Here is a 16,241-nt window from a genome sequence, read left to right as displayed (position 1 = left end):
ATGCCGGTATCCGGGGAAAGACCTGCTCTCCCCGGTTCTGGGTCGTGTGCCTGCCATGGTGGCGATCGCCCGGACTCCCGTGACGATCACCTGGCCCGTTCAGTGCTCCCGGCGGTCGGAACCGTACCAGGACATGTTCTGCTCCTGACCGGGACCCACCCTCTCTCTATCCGGAGTTTCCTCCCCCGTGACCTGAGCCGAGCGCTCGGGCTTGTATATCGCGGTGGGGTCGATGGGCTGGGAGTCCCACGGCCTCGCGACGGGGCTGGGCCCGCTGAGCGGGTCTCCCCGGTAGGCGCTCGTGTCCAGCCGGGGCGCCGTCTCGGCCAGTGAGTCCCACCGGTGGTCGCCCTGCTGGTACGGCTGCTGCGCCGGGGGCGTCTGCGGATGGCCGAACGGGTCGTCGTAGGAGCCGCCCGGCTGTGAACCGGTGTACTCCGGCCTCAGCTGCGGATCGGTGCCCTGTGACTGCTGCTGGTAGCTCTCCGCCTGCTGGTATGCCTGCGCCATCTGCTGGGAACGGGGGTCCACCGGGTCGGGCGCGGGCGCGGGCGCGGAGTAGCGCAGGTTCGGCTCGGTCTGGCGGCCGTACTCCGCGCCGGGGTAGCCGGTGGACGGCTGGCCGTAGTCGTCGGGCGGAGAGGGGAAGGAATGCTGCGCCTGGCTGTCGAAGGACAGAGGCGGATGGCTGTCGGCCGACGCGTACGGCGGCACCACCGGGGCCTCCGGCTGCGATCCGTAGAACGACACCTGCTGCTCCGGCTGCGGCGACTGCGGGAAGGAGTGCTGCGCCTGGCTGTCGAAGGACGGCTGCGGCCGGCTGTCGGCCGACGCGTACGGCGAGGCCGCCGGCTGCGTCCCGTAGAAGGAGGTCGGCTGCTCCGACTGGTGCGAGTAGCCGGTCAGCCGGGAGTCGGCCGGCTGGGCGTAGGCGGGAGGCGGCGGCTCGGCGTAGACCGCCGGGTCGGCGTAGACCGACGACTGGGAGCGTTCGGAGTAGATCGGCGGGTCGTAGACGGGAGGCGGCGGGTCGTACAGCGTGGCCTGAGCCTGCCCATGGGCCTGGGGCTGGGGCTCGGGCTGTACATGGGGCTGGGGCTGGGCGTCGGCCGGGACGTAGGAGCCCGGGGGGTAGGAGCCCGAGTTGTACGCCTCGGTCGTGGCCGCGGGAGCCTGGTGGGCGGGCTGCGCCGGGGATTGGGCGTGGGAGCCGGACCAGCCGCCGTAGGGCCGGCTCTCGGCCGGCTGCCCATAGGGCGCGCCGTACACGTCGTCCGATGGCGCGGGGTGGCCGTGGGCCTGCTGCGGACCGCCGTGCCCTTCGGCAGAGGAGGAGGCGGCGGGGGCTGGAGGGAGCGCCGGCGGGCTGTAGGGCGGCTGAGGAGCGGGCTGGAACTGCTGCTGAGGGTAGGCGTGCCCACCCTGCGTGGCCCGCTCATGCTGCTGGAAGCCCTGCGGGGCGCCCTGCTCCGGAGAGGAGAAACCCTGCTGCGGCGTCTGCTCCGGGGAGCGGAGCCCCTGCCGCGGCGTCTGCTCCTGGGCGTGGAAGCCCTGCTGCGGCGCCTGGTCATGTGACGGGAAGCCCTGTGGGGCGGCCTGCTCATGCTGCTGGAAGCCCTGCGGGACGCCCTGCTCCGGAGAGGAGAAACCCTGCTGCGGCGTCTGCTCCGGGGAGCGGAGCCCCTGCCGCGGCGTCTGCTCCTGCGAGTAGGCGGGGCCGCCCTGCGCGGGGTCCTGCGGGTGGAAGCCCTGCGGCGGCTGGCCGCCCTGGGGGTGGACGGGCGCACTTTGGGGGTGGAGGGGCGCACCCTGGGGGTGGACGGGCGCGCCATGCGGGAGGTGCCCGTGCGCGGCGCCGTACTGCTCCAGGGACCGCTGCTCCTGCGAACGGGGCTCCTGCCGGGGCCCCTGCGAACGGGGCTCCTGGAAGCGGGGCTCCTGGGGGCGCTGCTGGCGGGATCGCCGGGAGCCGGTGTCGGCCCGGAGGCCGCCCGACGAGAGGGCGTCGCCCTGGGAGCCGGCCGGGGCCGCCTTCGGCAGCAGGTAGAACAGGGCGATCGCGGTCAGCGCGAGAGCCGGGAGGCTGCCGACCAGGAACTCCGCCTTCTCCCGGAGGACCGTCTCTCCGGCGAACAGGCCGCCGAACAGGCCGACCGTGCCGAACAGCACCGCCAGCCCGAGCGTGCCCACGGCCACCTGGATCGTGAGTCTCAGCCGTTCGATGGCCGGCCCGGCGTGCCCGGCCAGCAGCACGGCGCCGACGAGCAGCGCGGGGATCACCGGCGAGGTGAGGTCCTCCAGGTGTCCGGCCGCGCGGAGCGCGAAGGAGGCGTCTTTGAGGGACGGCGTGCCGAACAGCAGACGCTCGATGCCGATGAGAACGCGCGTGGACGCCACGGCGACCATGAGCCACGCCGCCGGTTCTCGGAGCCGGTCAGCCTCGACATTGATCACAACTACCCCCAAAGGGTTCTTAGGTAAACCCGGGCCAAGTTTTGCACATGCCTGACTTAGGCGTCGGTCACCCCAGGAACCCTACGAATCTCATAAGTGCTTCATTGCATGCTATTGACACATATTTCGGGCAGCCCGACAGGCACTCCTGCCAGCGGAGACGCCCCTCATAACGATCAAGACAAGGCGCTCCCGGCACACCGTCGATAGATCACGAACAAGAGGGGGAAGGCACGAGGAAGATCGGAGCAGAGAGTTGACCGACGTGTTTCCCCACCACCCCGTCCCGCTGGAAACAGCCCCGCCTCCCCGGAACGGCCCCGCCTCCGGAAACACCCGGGCCGCTCGGGGACCGCCACCCCGCGGCGACGGCGTGTCCGGCCACGGACCCTATGTGACGGCCTCGTCTCCCCGCCGATCCACCGCCGATCCACCGTCCGCCACCCGCGAGCCGGACCGGCGCGGCGAGACCCACGTCGCGTTCGCCTACGGGCCGCGCCACTGCCTGGGCGCGGCGCCGGCCCGGCAGGAGGGCGAGGTGGCGTTCGAGGCGCTGATCCGCCGCTTCCCCGGTCTCACCCTGGCCGTGGACTCCCAAGACCTTGAGCGCGTGCCGATGCCGGGCGTCTGGCACCTGGCGCCTGGCGACGCTGCCCGTGCGCCTCTGAGCGGCTCCGCCGACGGCGGGAGGTGGGCGGCCGGCCGGTCCGCCGGAGAACGTCCGGCGGGCACAGGGCCTGGGGCGGGGCCTGGGGCGGGGCCTTCGAAGCATCGCGGGCGGGGCAGTGAAAGACTGGGCGGCATGCGCATCGTGTCCCTCGCCGGTGGAATCGGCGGCGCCCGCTTCCTGCGCGGCCTGCTCAGCGCCGCCCCCGACTCCGAAATCACCGTCATCGGCAACACCGGTGACGACATCACCCTCTACGGCCTGCAGATCTGCCCCGACCTGGACACCGTGATGTACACCCTGGGCGGCGGCATCGACGAGGAGCAGGGCTGGGGCAGGCAGAAGGAGTCGCACGTCGTCAAGGAGGAGCTGGCCGCCTACGGCATGGAGCCGCAGTGGTTCGGCCTGGGCGACCGTGACATCGCCACCCACATCGTGCGCACCCAGATGCTCGCGGCCGGATACCCGCTGTCAGCGGTCACCGAGGCGCTGTGCGCCCGCTGGCAGCCGGGCGTGCGGCTGATCCCGATGAGCGACGACCGGACCGAGACCCACGTGGTCGTCTCCGACGAGCGGGGCCGCCGGGCCATCCACTTCCAGGAGTGGTGGGTACGGCTGCGCGCCTCCGTCCCGGCCGAGCAGATCATCCTGGTCGGCGCGGACGCCGCCCGCCCCGCCCCCGGCGTGCTCCAGGCCATCGCCGACGCGGACGTGGTGATCCTGCCGCCGTCCAACCCGGTGGTCAGCATCGGCACGATCCTGCAGATCAAGGGCGTCCGGGAGGCCCTTGAGCCCAAGACGGTCGTCGGCGTCTCCCCCATCGTCGGCGGCGCCCCGGTCCGCGGCATGGCCGACGCCTGCCTGCGCGCGGTCGGCGTGGAGAGCTCCGCCCAGGCGGTGCTCGAACTGTACGGCTCGCCGCTGATCGACGGCTGGCTGGTCGCCGAGGAGGACGCCGGAGTCCGCCTCGACGGCGTGCGCGTCGAGGCGCGTCCCCTGATCATGTATGACGCCGAGTCCGCCGCGGCCATCGCCCGGGCGGCCCTCACCCTGGCCAGGGATCTCGCCGCGTCCCGGAACACCGGACCCCAGAGCGCCTTCCGGATGGGGGATGCCGGATGAGCGGCGTCCGCCGCGGGCCGGGGTGCCGGAGCGGCACTCCGCTGGAGGTCTTCCCCGTCGCCGGGATCGGAGAGGTCCGGGAGGGCGACGACGTCGGGGAGCTGATCGCCGAGGCCGCGCCGTACCTGCGTGACGGCGACATCCTCGTCGTCACCTCCAAGATCGCGAGCAAGGCGGAGGGCCGGGTCCGCCGGGACGTCGGCCGCGGCGAGGCGATCGCGGCCGAGACCACCAGGATCGTCGCCCGCCGGGGCGAGACGGTGATCGCGCAGACCGCGCACGGGTTCGTCATGGCCGCCGCCGGGGTGGACGCCTCCAACACCGAGCCCGGCACCGTCGTGCTGCTCCCGGTCGATCCGGACGCCTCCGCCTCGGCCGTCCGGGCGCGTGTCCGGGAACGGCTCGGCGTCTCGGTCGGCGTGATCCTCTCCGACACCTTCGGCCGTCCCTGGCGCAACGGCCAGACCGACATGGCCGTCGGCGTGGCCGGGGTGACGCCCGTGCTCGACTACCGGGGCATGGCCGACGACCACGGCAACGCGCTGGAGGTCACCGTGACCGCGGTGGCCGACGAGTTCGCCGCCGCCGGGGACCTGGTCAAGGGCAAGCTCGCGCGGACCCCGGTGGCGGTGATCCGGGGCGCGGCCGAGTACACCACCGAGGCCGACGGCCCCGGCGTCGGCGAGCTGGTCCGGCGGTCCGAGGACGACATGTTCCGGTACGGCTCGCGCGACGTGCTCTTCGCCCGCAGGACCGTCCGTGAGTTCTCCGCCGAGCCGGTGGACGGCGACACGGTCCGCCGGGCCGTGGAGGCCGCGATCGCCGCGCCGGCCCCGCACCACACGACCCCGTGGCGGTTCGTGCTGCTGGAGTCACCCGAGGCCCGCCGGAGGCTGCTCGACGCCATGCGCGAGGCGTGGATCGCCGACCTGCGCGGAGACGGCTTCGCCGCGGAGTCGATCGCCCGGCGGGTCAGGCGCGGAGACGTGCTGCGCGCCGCGCCGTACCTCGCGGTGCCCTGCCTGGTCGCCGAGGGCTCGCACACCTACCGCGACGACCGGCGCAACGCGGCGGAGCGGGAGATGTTCGTGGTCGCCGCGGGCGCCGGGGTGCAGAACCTCCTGGTCCAGCTGGCGGTGGAGGGCCTGGGCTCGGCCTGGGTGTCGTCCACCATGTTCTGCCGCGACGTGGTCCGCGAGGTGCTCGACCTGCCCCCCGACTGGGACCCGATGGGCGCCGTCGCCATCGGCCACCCGGCCGCCCCGCCCCGCGACCGCGCCCCGAGAAAGGCCGCCGACTTCATCGTCACCCGTTAGCCGAGGGTTCCACGGGGCCGGTCGGCTGCGCGAGCCGGGCCGCTTCCGGCCCGCCCGCGGATCGGGCACCTCGGCGAGACGCCGACGCTCACCCACCCCGCCTGTCACGGACCCCCCTGCGACGGCCGGGGCCGTCAGCCGTGGCGGATCGCGTTGGTGAGAACCGCGAACAGGACCAGCGCCCCCAGGCCGACCACGATCATGCCCCGGAGCGCGGCCCAGGCCGTCGCCTTCGCACCCGGGATCTTCGCCGCCGCGTCCGCCGCCGCCTTGATCGCCTTGCCCCACCCCGCCCAGATGTCCACGGTCCGCTGGAAGCGCCGTCCGACGAGGAACAGGACCGTCGCGATCACGACGACGACGAGAACCCGGCCGTTCGAGCTGTCCATGGACACACTCCTACCTAGAGGGCAACAGAATTTCGCCACTCAGGGTAGTTCAACGACTACGCAAAGAAAGGAAAACGATCCGGAAAACGATGCCCACCCCTGCTACGGCACGGCGGCCGCTGGCCGTACCGGTGCCGCGGAACACCACAGCACGGTGACGGTCCTTGCATGGACCATCACGGCCAGACCACTGTCATTTATTGACATATCAGTAGTTTTCATAGGTTGATCGCTAGCATCACCGGATGCCGACTATTCCGGTGGTGGCCCAGCAAGCCAGGAGACGCATGGCCTGGCTCGACGCCCTCCGCGGCATCGCCGCTGTGATGGTGGTCTTCGAGCATGCCTTCAAGTTCCTGCTGCCCGAGGCACGGCTGCCGGTCAAGGCGGTTTTCGAACCCGGCTGGTACGGCGTGCTGGTGTTCTTCCTGGTCAGCGGCTACATCGTGCCGGCATCGCTGGAGCGGCGGGGCAGCGTGCGGGCCTTTTGGATCTCTCGTTTCCTCCGGTTGTATCCCCTGTTCGGGGTGTGCGTGGCGGGTGTGGCGCTGCTGGTGGCGGCCGGCTGGGATGGCCTGCACGTCTGGTGGGGCTCACGGCCGATCTCCCTGGCGCTGGCCCATCTGACGATGCTGCAGAACCTGCTGTATGTGCCGAACCTGGTCAATGTGCTGTGGACGCTCTCGTACGAGATGGCCTTCTACCTGCTGCTGACCGCGATGTTCGTCCTCGGCGTGCACCGGAGGAGCACCGCGGGCGCGCTCGGCTTCGCCACGACGGCTGTGCTGGGCGCGGGCACGCTACCGGTCGCGCTGCTTTCGACCGGTGGATCGGGCCGGATGCTGACGGTCGTGCTGGTGGCGGCCACGCTGGTGGCGGCGGGTCTGGCCTCGGCGCTCGCGGGCTCAGGTGTGGTACGGCAGGCGGGCGCGATCGTCATCGGGGTCACCGTGCTGGGACTGCTGGCGGTCAACCAGAGTTATCCCGGCCCCGGGCAGGGGCTGCTGATCCTGGCCACCATGTTCGCCGGCACCGTGCTGTACCGGGCCGAGCAGGGCGAGATCTCCTGGAGAGAAGCCGGATGGGTGACGCTGGTGCCACTGGCCGGGATCTGGCTGGCGCGCGACGAGTTCGGCCTCCAGACGGCGATGGCCGCCGCCTGGATCACCTTCGCCGCCGGGATGGCACTGCGGCACCGCGAAGTGCCGCGGGCTCTGGCCTGGCTGGGGCTGACCAGCTACTCGGTCTACTTGCTTCACCCGCTGCTGCTGGAAAGCGTCGAGTGGTTCTGGCCCGTACCGCTGGCCGTGCCGCTGAATCTGCGACTGGTGGCTCTGGCGGGCGTGATGGGGACGCTGTTCGGGCTCAGCGCGCTGACATGGCGTCTCGTGGAGGCTCCGGCACAACGGCTGGGCAGGCGCCTCATCTCACAAGGGGGACGCCGGACTCGTTGACCGGGGTGGGGCGCGGGGGCCGCCCGCCGCCGTCGAGCCTGGCGAGTTCGGCCTACGCGCCCTGCGGGCCCGACGCCTCCTGGTAAGGACACGCCACGACCGCGCTCGCGTGCCTTCGGGCGGCGCGAGCGCGGCCTATGGCCGGTCGGGGAGGAACGGGCGGTTAGAGGGCGTGCCCACCTATGGCGTCGCCGTCAGTTAAGGTGACCGGCCTTGATGGCGGCGGTGAGAGCCGACCAGGCGTCGGCGGTGAGAACAAGCGCCGGGCCGGTGCGGTCCTTGGTGTCACGGACAGCACGACGACCGTCGGAAAGGGCGGCGACTTCGACGCAGTCGCTTCCATCGCCGCCGGACAGGCTGGACTTGCGCCACTGAGCGGCGGGGAGTTCCCTGTTCAGGTCGTCCATTTGCGCATCGTCTCCTTAATCAGGCCGAGTGACTCGCGCCGGGACAGGGCGTCGGCCCTGATCACGCCGTGCCTGCATACTAAGGCTTTCGCCTCCTCTGACCGATCGCTTACTCGGTCCTCCGTGCTCTGGGAGTCGATGTAGGCCACGGGCGGGCCCCCTCGCGGCATCTCCGCGATGACGAAGCTGCCGAGCAGCCCCACCGTGCTGTAAGCCCCATAGGGAAGCATCTGAAGCAGGATGTGGGGCCTTTCCCCCAGCCTCAGGAGATGCTGAAACTGGTTTTTCATCACCTCCGGACCGCCCACGGGCCTGTGCAGGATGCTCTCGTCCAGCACCACCCACATCATCGGCGGCTTGGTCCGGTTGAGAATGTTCTGCCGTTCCAGCCGAGCCGTCAGGCGCTCCTCCGCCTGCTCCTCGGTGACCCCGGGCTCGTTGCCGATCAACGCCCGCGCGTAGTCCTCGGTCTGGAACAGGCCGGGGACCATCGACAGCTGCCAGACGTGCAGCGACTCCGCCTCGCGCTCGAAGTCCAGCCAGGGGCGGAACCAGCGGGGCAGCTGGTCCGCCGCGCGGTTCAGCCGGTCGAGCAGGTCGGTCAGCTCCCTGTCCCGGCCGAGGACCACGTCCACCCTGCGGGCCAGATCCAGGGTGGGGGCCCGGCGGCCGTTCTCGATCATGTTGAGGTGGCTGACCGACGTGTGGATGAGATCGCCCAGCCTGCGCCGGCTCAGCCCCGACAGAAGCCGCACCTTACGCAGTTCCGCACCGAATCGAATGCGCGGGGACGCGGATGGGTCCGGCTCCGGGAAAACGCTCATCTCCGGGCTCCTCTCGCCGTTTGGGGCCGTTTTCCTGGACATTACCTCCGGGCGCGTTGGAAATGGAGAGGGTTCACACACTGTGAACACATTGAGAACCCGGCCGGCACCATTCAACGGAGAGTCCCCCTCCGGATCTGAAAGCCGCCCTATCCGAACTTCAGCCACCCGTTCACCCCGGACCGTCGGCGGCCAAGTCCGAACTCATCCGACATAACATATTATGCGGGAGAGGTAAATTCCTCCAAATACATCAGGAAATTCAATATTCATCCTTAAGGGGCCGAAAAATGTCCGGAACATGGGAGGGAAACGTCTCGCGAAAAGCGGTCCGAGACGCCTTTCCACATCGAACGCGGCCCGTGTGCGGATCGCGCGGAGTGCGGAGACTCGGCGCGGTCCGCACACGGGCCGCGTTCAACGTCCGGTGACGCCGGAGCCCGTCAAACCTGTTCGAGCGGCAGCAGGCCCCGCACACTGCCGCAGACGCCGTCGCTGGCCGCCGACGCGGTCAGCCGCTCGGCGTCCGGCACGCCGTAGGAGGTGGTCCGCTGCCGGATCCGCCGACCGGTCGGGGCGACCATGGCCGCCATGTCGGTGATCGTCTTGAACGAGCCGTTCTCCGACCCGGCCATCCGGCTGATCGTCTCCTCCATCAGCGTGCCGCCGAGGTCGTTGACCCCGCCCTGGAGCACCTGCCGGCACAGATCGTCCTGAAGCTTGACCCAGGAGCACTGGATGTTCGCGATCGCGCCGTGCAGGAGGACGCGGGCCAGCGCGTGCACGGCCCGGTTCTCCCGGGCCGTCGGGCCTGGCCTGGCGATCCCGGCCAGGTAGATGGGCGCGCTGTGGTGGACGAACGGCAGCAGCACGAACTCGGAGAACCCGCCGGTGTCCTCCTGGATGCGGCGGATCAGCCGGAGGTGCTGGACCCAGTGGGCGTGGGTGTCCACGTGGCCGTACATCATCGTGGAGGTCGTCGGGATGCCGGCCCGGTGGGCGGTGGAGATCACCTCGACCCACTCCCTGGTGGGCAGCTTGCCCTTGGTCAGCACCCAGCGCACGTCGTCGTCGAGGATCTCGGCCGCGGTGCCGGGCAGCGAGTCGACGCCCGCCTCCCTGGCCGCGACCAGCCAATCCTCAATGGACAGGTTGGTACGGCTGGCGCCGTTGATCACCTCCATCGGGGAGAAGGCGTGGACGTGCATCCGAGGCACTCTGGCCTTGACCGCCCTGGCGATGTCGAAGTAGGCGTCGCCCGGCAGGTCCGGGTGGATGCCGCCCTGCATGCACACCTCGGTCGCCCCCGCCTGCCAGCCCTCCCAGGCCCGGTCGGCGACCTGCTCCAGGCTCAGCGTGTAGGCGTCGGCGTCGGTACGGCGCTGCGCGAAGGCGCAGAAGCGGCAGCCGGTGTAGCAGACGTTGGTGAAGTTGATGTTCCGGTTCACCACGTAGGTCACCTCGTCACCGGCCGCCTCGGCGCGGAGGTCGTCGGCGATCCGGCAGAGCTCCTCCAGCGCCGCGTCGTCGGCCCCCGCGCCGTGCTGGTCGCCGGCCGTGTCGAGGAGGGCGAGCGCCTGGGCGTCGGTCAGCGCCGCCGGGTCGTCGGCGGCCTGCCGCAGCGCTCGCCGGACCTCGCCCAGGAGCGCGGCGGGCGCGGCGGCGCCGGGCGGAGCCGGGGCCGGCAGCCGCTCCCTGAGGGCGTCCCAGTCGCCGTAGACGTTGTCGAAGTCGTCACGCCGGTCGGCGGCGCGGCCCTCGGTGTCCACGGCCGTGTGCAGGTCGGTGCGGCCCGAGGCGGCGAAGCCGCCGTCCGGCTCCTGCCAGGGACGGCCGGCGAGGACGGCGTCCTCGCGGGCGAGACCGGTCCGGGGGTCGGCGAGGGCGGCCACGTGGGCACGGAGGCGGGGGTCGAGCCAGGGCTCACCGGCCAGCACGAACTCGGGGTAGATGGTCAGCCTCTCGCGCAGGGTGAACCCGGCGGCGGCCGTGCGGGCGGCGAGGTCCTCGATCTGCGGCCAGGGACGCTCGGGGTTGACGTGGTCGGGCGTCAGCGGGGACACGCCGCCCCAGTCGTCGATGCCCGCCCTGATCATCAGCTCGTACTCGGAGTCGACCAGGTTCGGCGGAGCCTGCACCCGCATGCGGGGCCCCATGACCAGCCGGGTCACCGCGATCATGGCGGCCAGCTCCTGCAGGTCGGCGTCGGGCATGCCGCGCATCGCGGTGTCCGGCTTGGCGCGGAAGTTCTGGACGATGACCTCCTGGAGCCCGCCGTACTCGCGCGCCACCCTGCGCAGCGCGAACAGCGACTCGGCCCGCTCCTGGGCCGTCTCCCCGATGCCGATGAGGATTCCGCTGGTGAAGGGGACGTTCGTCCGCCCCGCGTCCTCCAGCACGCGCAGCCGTACCGCGGGGTCCTTGTCCGGTGAGCCGTAGTGCGGCATGCCCTTGATCTCGAAGAGCCGCCGCGAGGTCGTCTCCAGCATCATGCCCATCGACGGCGCGACCGGTTTGAGCCGCTGGAGGTCGCGCCAGGTCATGACCCCCGGGTTGAGGTGGGGCAGCAGCCCGGTCTCCTCCAGCACCCTGACCGCCATCGCGCGGACGTAGGAGAGCGTGTCGTCGTAGCCGTGCGCGTCCAGCCACTCGCGGGCCTGGGGCCAGCGGTCCTCCGGCCGGTCGCCCAGGGTGAACAGCGCCTCCTTGCATCCCAGCGCCGCCCCCCGCCCGGCGATCTCCAGCACCTCGTCGGGGCTCAGGAACATGCTCTCCAGTTTGTGCGGGGCGGTGGCGAACGTGCAGTACCCACATCGGTCGCGACAGAGCCGGGTCAGCGGGATGAAGACCTTGCGGCTGTAGGTGACGATCCCCTGCCGCCCCACGGCCTCCAGGCCCGCGTCACGGACCCGTCCGGCGTGTTCGAGCAGGGTGGCGAGATGCTCGTCTCTCGCGTGCAGCAGGACGGTGGCCTCGGTCAGATCAAGAGCTTTGCCGTCGCGAGCTCGGGCCAGAGACCGGCGCAGCGCGGTATCGGTGGGGTTGACGCTCATGACGGCACATTACGACCCGTCTGTCACTGATGCGGCGCTGGGTACCGTATCGGGAACATCAATGATTCAGCGATGCTTAATCACATCGTCAAGTAAGTTTCAATAGACGTAAATGCTTGTGCCTGCATACACTGGAGGTGCCTCCGGGAAACCCCCGGACATCCCCAGGAGCCGAAAATGATCTGGTTTCTTCTCGCCCTCGCCGCCGTCTCCGCCCTGGCGCCGCTGATCGGGGCGGACACCCGCGACGGCCGCGACTGGAGATCCGAAGACCCCCTCCCCGCCGGGCCTCCGGTTCAGAACGCGCGATAGCCGCGTGCCCGCGCCGGGCACGCGGCGGAGATCAGATGTCGCTGGAGAAGCGGACGGCGCACTCGGGAAGCACCACGCCGGGCCACACCCGGCCGCCCCCCAGGAGCTCGTTGCCGGGGCCGATCACCGCGTGATCACCGATCACCACGTCGCGCAGGACCGCGCCGGAGGCGATCTCGGCGCCGGGGCCGACCACCGAGTCCGCCACCGAGGCCCCCGCGCGGATCACGCAGTCGTCCCCGAGCACGCTGCCGGAGACCTGGGCGCCGGACTCCACGACCGCCCTGGCTCCGACCACCGAGCCGCCGTCGACCTTGGCCTCGGCCGAGACCGTCGCGCCCGGCAGCACCAGGAGGTCGCCGGGGGGACCGGGCAGGGCGGGCGAGGCGAGACGGCCCAGCACCAGGTCGCGGGAGCCCCGCACGAAGGCGGCGGGCGTGCCCACGTCGAGCCAGTACGAGGCGTCGGCGTATCCCAGCACCAGGGCGCCGTCCTCGATCAGGCCGGGAAAGGTCTCACGCTCGACCGAGACGACCTCGCCGGCCGGAATCGCGTCGATCACCGAACGGGTGAAGACGTAGCAGCCGGCGTTGATCCGGTTGGTGACCGGGTTGGGGGTCTTCTCCAGGAACGCGGTCACCCTGCCGTCGGCGTCGGTCGGCACGCAGCCGAACCGCGACGGGTCCTCGACCTCGGTCAGGTGCAGCGTGACCGAGGCTCGCCTGGCGACGTGCCTGGCGACCTGGTCGCCGATGTCGTGGCCGGACAGGATGTCGCCGTTGAGCACCAGCACCGGCGCGTCAGGACCGCAGGTCAGCGCCTCGGCGGCGTTCCTGATGGCGCCGCCGGTGCCGAGCGGGGTCTCCTCGGTCATGTATTCGAGACGGAGCCCGAACGCCGAGCCGTCCCCGAACGCCTCGGAGAACATCTCCGCCCGGTAGGACGTGGCGAACACGACGCGCCGCACCCCGAACGAGCGGGCCCTGGCGAGCTGGTGGGCCAGGAAGGGAACCCCGGCCGTGGGCAGCAGCGGCTTCGGCGTGCCGAGGGTCAGCGGACGCAGCCGCGTCCCCCGCCCCCCGACCAGGAGAATCGCCTCAAGCTGCGGTAAAGGTGTCTCCGTCATCCCGAGAGGTTAACTCACTGTTCGAGGGCGCGCTGATAGGACACCAGATGCGCCTCGGCCGAGGCCTCCCAGGTGAACTCCTTGGCACGGACGAGACCGGCCTCCGACAGGACCTCCCGGCGCTCGGGCGACGACAGCAGTGCGAGCAGCGCCTCGGCGATGTCGGCGTCGTCGGGCTCGGTGTAGGCGACCGCGTCGCCGCCCACCTCGGGCAGCGAGGTGCGGTGCGTGGTGAGCACCGGCGCGCCGCAGGCCATGGCCTCCAGCACCGGCAGCCCGAAGCCCTCGCCCCGTGAGGGGAAGGCCGCCACGAGGGCGCCGCCGAGGAAGCCGGACAGGTCCGAGAAGGCGAGGTAACCCGGGCAGATCACCCGGACGGCCGAGGGCGCCTCGGCCACCGCGGCCTCCACCCCGGCGTCGGGGACGCCTCCGGCCAGCACCAGGGCCGGAGGGGACGGAAGGTCCCTGACGGCGCGGGTGAAGCCCCGGATCAGACTCGGCAGGTTCTTACGGGGCTCCATCGGGCCGAGGAAGGCCACGTACGGGGTGCCGTGCAGGCCGAGCCGGTCGGCCGCGTGCTTGACCTCCCGCGGCGACGGCCGGTGGAACAGCTGCGGGTCCACGCCGTGGTAGGCGACGTCGATCCGGGCCGGGTCGGCCGCCAGCACCCGGATCAGCTCGTCCCTGGTCGCCTTGGAGGGCACGATCACCCTGGAGGCGTGCCGGGCGGCCGTACGGGTCGCCGAGCGGAAGAACGACGCCTTGACCGTGCTGTTCTGCGACGACTCGGTGAACCAGGTGACGTCGTGCACGGTCACCACGGTCGGCAGGCCGGAGCGGAGTGGCATCGAGTAGTAGGGGGCGTGGATGACCTGGGCGCCGACCTGCCGGGCGAGGAGCGGGACCCCGGTCTGCTCCCAGACGAGCCTGGCGGCCCGGTTGACGATGCCGGTCGGCCCCGGCAGAATCCGGGCCGAGGGGGCCAGCGCCCCGTACCGCTCGACGTCGGCGCGCTGACAGACGACCACCACATCGGCGCCCGCCCGGTCCAGTGCGGCGACGAGTCCGTCGACATACCTGATCAGGGCACCGCGATCAGCCGGAACCGCGGCCGCGTCGACGAGCACTCGGGGCGTCAAGAACGATCACTCCCCTCAAAGTCCACGCGGGACGGTTGTCTTATCTCCTCCTCACTCTATTGGGCGAGCGTGCGCCGGGGTGGGGTAAATCACACGGGTTTTCCGGTTGTTTGATCGTGCGTGGGACCGACGTCGCGGCGGGCGGCGATCCCGGCCGCGCCCGCGCAGACGAGATCACCGAGGATGATCACGATCCTGGAGCAGAGCGCCACGGTGATCGCCGGTCCCTCCCCCAGCACGGGTGCCAGCACGACCACCATGGCGACCTCCCGGACCCCCGCCCCGGCCGGGACCACGAACGTCATGATGCCCAGGCACCACGACAGCGCGAACGCCCCGACCGAGAACGGGATCAGGGACGCGCCGGAGAGGCCGAAGTCGTGGACGATCGCCGCCAGGTGCAGGCCGTACGCGGTCCAGCCGAGCAGCGCCCAGCCCAGCGCGGTGAGCATGCCCGCGCGGGTGAGGGGCCGCTCCAGCGGCTCCCGCCCCAGCCTCCGCAGCCCGAACGTGAGAAGCGCGTTGATCACACGCGGCTCGAACACCACCGCGAGCACCGGGATCAGCAGGAACACCCAGGCGTACGGCGCGGCGGAGGACGGCAGGGAGGCCAGCAGCGTCACCCCGGAGATCACCAGCCCGCTGCCGAGCTGCACCGGCAGGGTCAGGAAGAACGCCGCCGCGCTCCGCGACCTGGGCACCCCCAGCTCCCGGCCCATCTCCATCTGGGCGAGCACCGGCCAGAGCGAGCCGGGGATGTACTTGCCGAGCTGGCCGACGAAGAAGACCTTCGCCGCCGGGCGGAACGGCAGCGGCGAGCCGAGGTCGGCCAGGAGCGACCGCCACGTCATCATCCCGCCGCACAGCGCCGCGACCACGGCGACCAGCGACAGCGCGAGCGCCTGCCAGGACAGCTGGGCGAACCCGGCGCGGATCCCGTCCCACTTGCTCACCACGGCCCACGCGCCGAACCCGAGCGCGACGAGCAGGAAGCCGATGCGGATCAGCCGCTTCACCGGACCTGCCGTTTCACCACTGACCGTTTCACCACTGACCGCTCCGCCGTCGGCCGCTCCGCCGTCGGCCGCTCCGCCGTCGGCCGTCTCACAGCCGCGCGTTTCACCACCGGCCGTCTCACAGCGGAGGGACCGGGTCGGGGGGCTGCGGCAGGGCCGCCCCCGCCGGGCGGCGGGTGCTCTTGGTGGCCACCCACAGGTAGGTCGGCACCACCGGCAGCAGCCCGCGCAGGACGGCGCGGGGCAGCCGGGAGAGCACGCTCTCGGCGGCCCGTCCGACCGCGCCGGGGAACAGCTCGGACCCGGCGAAGGCGGCCGGGGTGGCGAGCACCGGGAAGGTGTAGTCCCACACCCGCAGGCCACGCGCCATCCTGCGCAGGCCGCGCCGGGTCCGGTAGCGCTCGTAGTAGCTGTCGGCCCGGCCGGAGAGCCGGACGTAGCGGTCGGCCAGAGCCGGCGGCAGGTAGGACAGGAACGGGAGCCCGTAGTGCGGCTCCATCACCCCGAGCCGGTTGCCGAGCCCCAGGTAGAGCACGCCGTCGTCGGTGAGCACCCGGCGCATCTCGGCCATGATCGCGTCGGGGTCCACCACGTGCTCGTAGATGTGGTTGAAGACCAGCACGTCGATGGAGCGGTCGGGGAAGGGCAGCGCGGTGCCGTCGGCGCAGACGAACTCGACCCGGCCGCCGAACCGTCCGGCCGCCTTGCGCAGGCCGGGCACGTCGATGTCCACGCCGAACGTCCGGCGGGCGCCGGCGGCGGCCAGCTCGTCGGCGATGAACCCGGCCGAGCAGCCGATGTCGGCGACCGTCAGGCCCTCCAGGACGTTCTCGTCCCGCCCGAGGAAGTGACCGAGCACCGCCACGATCTTGGCGGCCTTACGGCGGCGCTTCTCCTCGTCCAGCATGGCCGCCTGGAACTCGGAGTACTCCAGCTGCGCCACCCGTCTGCCGTCGCCCATC

At 71.4% G+C, this 16,241-nt stretch carries 13 protein-coding genes; 4 read left to right on the top strand and 9 right to left on the bottom strand.

Features of this window, described 5'->3' with window-relative positions:
• Positions 1-99: 99 nt before the first annotated feature.
• Positions 100-2,454: a hypothetical protein gene (locus ABZ194_RS03720; RefSeq protein WP_355591919.1), complete on the bottom strand. Its 2,355-nt coding sequence runs from the start codon at positions 2,452-2,454 to the stop codon at positions 100-102.
• Between the two features lie 802 nt (positions 2,455-3,256).
• On the opposite strand from ABZ194_RS03720, the gene cofD reads away from it, so the two are divergent.
• Positions 3,257-4,243, top strand: a complete 987-nt coding sequence (cofD, locus tag ABZ194_RS03715; RefSeq protein WP_355592178.1) for a 2-phospho-L-lactate transferase — start codon at positions 3,257-3,259, stop codon at positions 4,241-4,243.
• The gene (locus tag ABZ194_RS03710) at positions 4,240-5,559 is read left to right on the top strand and encodes a coenzyme F420-0:L-glutamate ligase (RefSeq protein WP_355591916.1); all 1,320 of its coding nucleotides are present in this window, start codon (positions 4,240-4,242) and stop codon (positions 5,557-5,559) included. Before cofD ends, ABZ194_RS03710 begins: the two co-directional genes overlap by 4 nt.
• A gap of 134 nt (positions 5,560-5,693) precedes the next feature.
• On the opposite strand, the gene ABZ194_RS03705 is transcribed toward ABZ194_RS03710, so the two are convergent.
• A complete protein-coding gene (locus ABZ194_RS03705) occupies positions 5,694-5,948 on the bottom strand; it encodes a hypothetical protein (RefSeq protein ID WP_355591913.1) in 255 nt (84 codons plus the stop codon).
• Between the two features lie 245 nt (positions 5,949-6,193).
• Here ABZ194_RS03705 and ABZ194_RS03700 point away from each other — a divergent pair, with 245 nt between their 5' ends.
• Positions 6,194-7,402, top strand: a complete 1,209-nt coding sequence (locus tag ABZ194_RS03700) for an acyltransferase (RefSeq protein ID WP_355591910.1) — start codon at positions 6,194-6,196, stop codon at positions 7,400-7,402.
• 194 nt (positions 7,403-7,596) lie between these two features.
• Here the strand turns inward: ABZ194_RS03700 and ABZ194_RS03695 are convergent, their stop codons facing one another.
• From ABZ194_RS03695 to ABZ194_RS03685, 3 genes are all read right to left on the bottom strand, one after another.
• Positions 7,597-7,809: a DUF397 domain-containing protein gene (locus ABZ194_RS03695; protein ID WP_355591907.1), complete on the bottom strand. Its 213-nt coding sequence runs from the start codon at positions 7,807-7,809 to the stop codon at positions 7,597-7,599.
• Positions 7,797-8,633 carry a helix-turn-helix transcriptional regulator gene (locus ABZ194_RS03690; protein ID WP_355591904.1) on the bottom strand — a complete coding sequence of 279 codons (837 nt, stop codon included), beginning with the start codon at positions 8,631-8,633 and terminating at the stop codon, positions 7,797-7,799. Before ABZ194_RS03690 ends, ABZ194_RS03695 begins: the two co-directional genes overlap by 13 nt.
• Positions 8,634-9,076: 443 nt before the next feature.
• Positions 9,077-11,686 (bottom strand): bifunctional FO biosynthesis protein CofGH, encoded by a 2,610-nt coding sequence (locus ABZ194_RS03685; RefSeq protein ID WP_355591901.1) that lies wholly within the window; start codon positions 11,684-11,686, stop codon positions 9,077-9,079.
• A 177-nt stretch (positions 11,687-11,863) separates the two neighbouring features.
• Here ABZ194_RS03685 and ABZ194_RS03680 point away from each other — a divergent pair, with 177 nt between their 5' ends.
• Complete coding sequence (locus ABZ194_RS03680) at positions 11,864-11,998, top strand: hypothetical protein (protein WP_355591898.1); 135 nt, start codon at positions 11,864-11,866, stop codon at positions 11,996-11,998.
• Between the two features lie 31 nt (positions 11,999-12,029).
• On the opposite strand, the gene ABZ194_RS03675 is transcribed toward ABZ194_RS03680, so the two are convergent.
• The 4 genes from ABZ194_RS03675 to ABZ194_RS03660 all read right to left on the bottom strand — a co-directional run bounded on the left by ABZ194_RS03675 (position 12,030) and on the right by ABZ194_RS03660 (position 16,240).
• Positions 12,030-13,124, bottom strand: a complete 1,095-nt coding sequence (locus tag ABZ194_RS03675) for an NDP-sugar synthase (RefSeq protein ID WP_355591895.1) — start codon at positions 13,122-13,124, stop codon at positions 12,030-12,032.
• A gap of 14 nt (positions 13,125-13,138) precedes the next feature.
• On the bottom strand, positions 13,139-14,263 hold the full coding sequence (locus tag ABZ194_RS03670) for a glycosyltransferase family 1 protein (protein ID WP_355591892.1): 1,125 nt from the start codon (positions 14,261-14,263) through the stop codon (positions 13,139-13,141).
• Positions 14,264-14,352: 89 nt separating this feature from the next.
• Positions 14,353-15,279, bottom strand: coding sequence for a lysylphosphatidylglycerol synthase transmembrane domain-containing protein (locus ABZ194_RS03665; protein ID WP_355591889.1), 927 nt, complete (start codon positions 15,277-15,279; stop codon positions 14,353-14,355).
• A gap of 118 nt (positions 15,280-15,397) precedes the next feature.
• The gene (locus ABZ194_RS03660) at positions 15,398-16,240 is read right to left on the bottom strand and encodes a class I SAM-dependent methyltransferase (RefSeq protein WP_355591886.1); all 843 of its coding nucleotides are present in this window, start codon (positions 16,238-16,240) and stop codon (positions 15,398-15,400) included.
• Between the last annotated feature and the right edge of the window lies 1 nt (position 16,241).

It is taken from the genome of Streptosporangium sp. NPDC006007 (genome assembly GCF_040614315.1).
GTDB lineage: Bacteria > Actinomycetota > Actinomycetes > Streptosporangiales > Streptosporangiaceae > Streptosporangium.
Note: the sequence above shows the minus strand (reverse complement) of the source record. Positions and strands in the feature narration are given on the sequence as shown.

Bases quoted from the DNA above. Each gene is read 5' to 3' on its own strand.
- cofD (WP_355592178.1), top strand. From the start codon at position 3,257: ATGCGCATCGTGTCCCTCGCCGGTGGAATCGGCGGCGCCCGCTTCCTG.
- ABZ194_RS03710 (WP_355591916.1), top strand. From the start codon at position 4,240: ATGAGCGGCGTCCGCCGCGGGCCGGGGTGCCGGAGCGGCACTCCGCTG.
- ABZ194_RS03705 (WP_355591913.1), bottom strand. From the start codon at position 5,948: ATGGACAGCTCGAACGGCCGGGTTCTCGTCGTCGTCGTGATCGCGACG.
- ABZ194_RS03700 (WP_355591910.1), top strand. From the start codon at position 6,194: ATGCCGACTATTCCGGTGGTGGCCCAGCAAGCCAGGAGACGCATGGCC.
- ABZ194_RS03695 (WP_355591907.1), bottom strand. From the start codon at position 7,809: ATGGACGACCTGAACAGGGAACTCCCCGCCGCTCAGTGGCGCAAGTCC.
- ABZ194_RS03690 (WP_355591904.1), bottom strand. From the start codon at position 8,633: ATGAGCGTTTTCCCGGAGCCGGACCCATCCGCGTCCCCGCGCATTCGA.
- ABZ194_RS03685 (WP_355591901.1), bottom strand. From the start codon at position 11,686: ATGAGCGTCAACCCCACCGATACCGCGCTGCGCCGGTCTCTGGCCCGA.
- ABZ194_RS03680 (WP_355591898.1), top strand. From the start codon at position 11,864: ATGATCTGGTTTCTTCTCGCCCTCGCCGCCGTCTCCGCCCTGGCGCCG.
- ABZ194_RS03675 (WP_355591895.1), bottom strand. From the start codon at position 13,124: ATGACGGAGACACCTTTACCGCAGCTTGAGGCGATTCTCCTGGTCGGG.
- ABZ194_RS03660 (WP_355591886.1), bottom strand. From the start codon at position 16,240: ATGGGCGACGGCAGACGGGTGGCGCAGCTGGAGTACTCCGAGTTCCAG.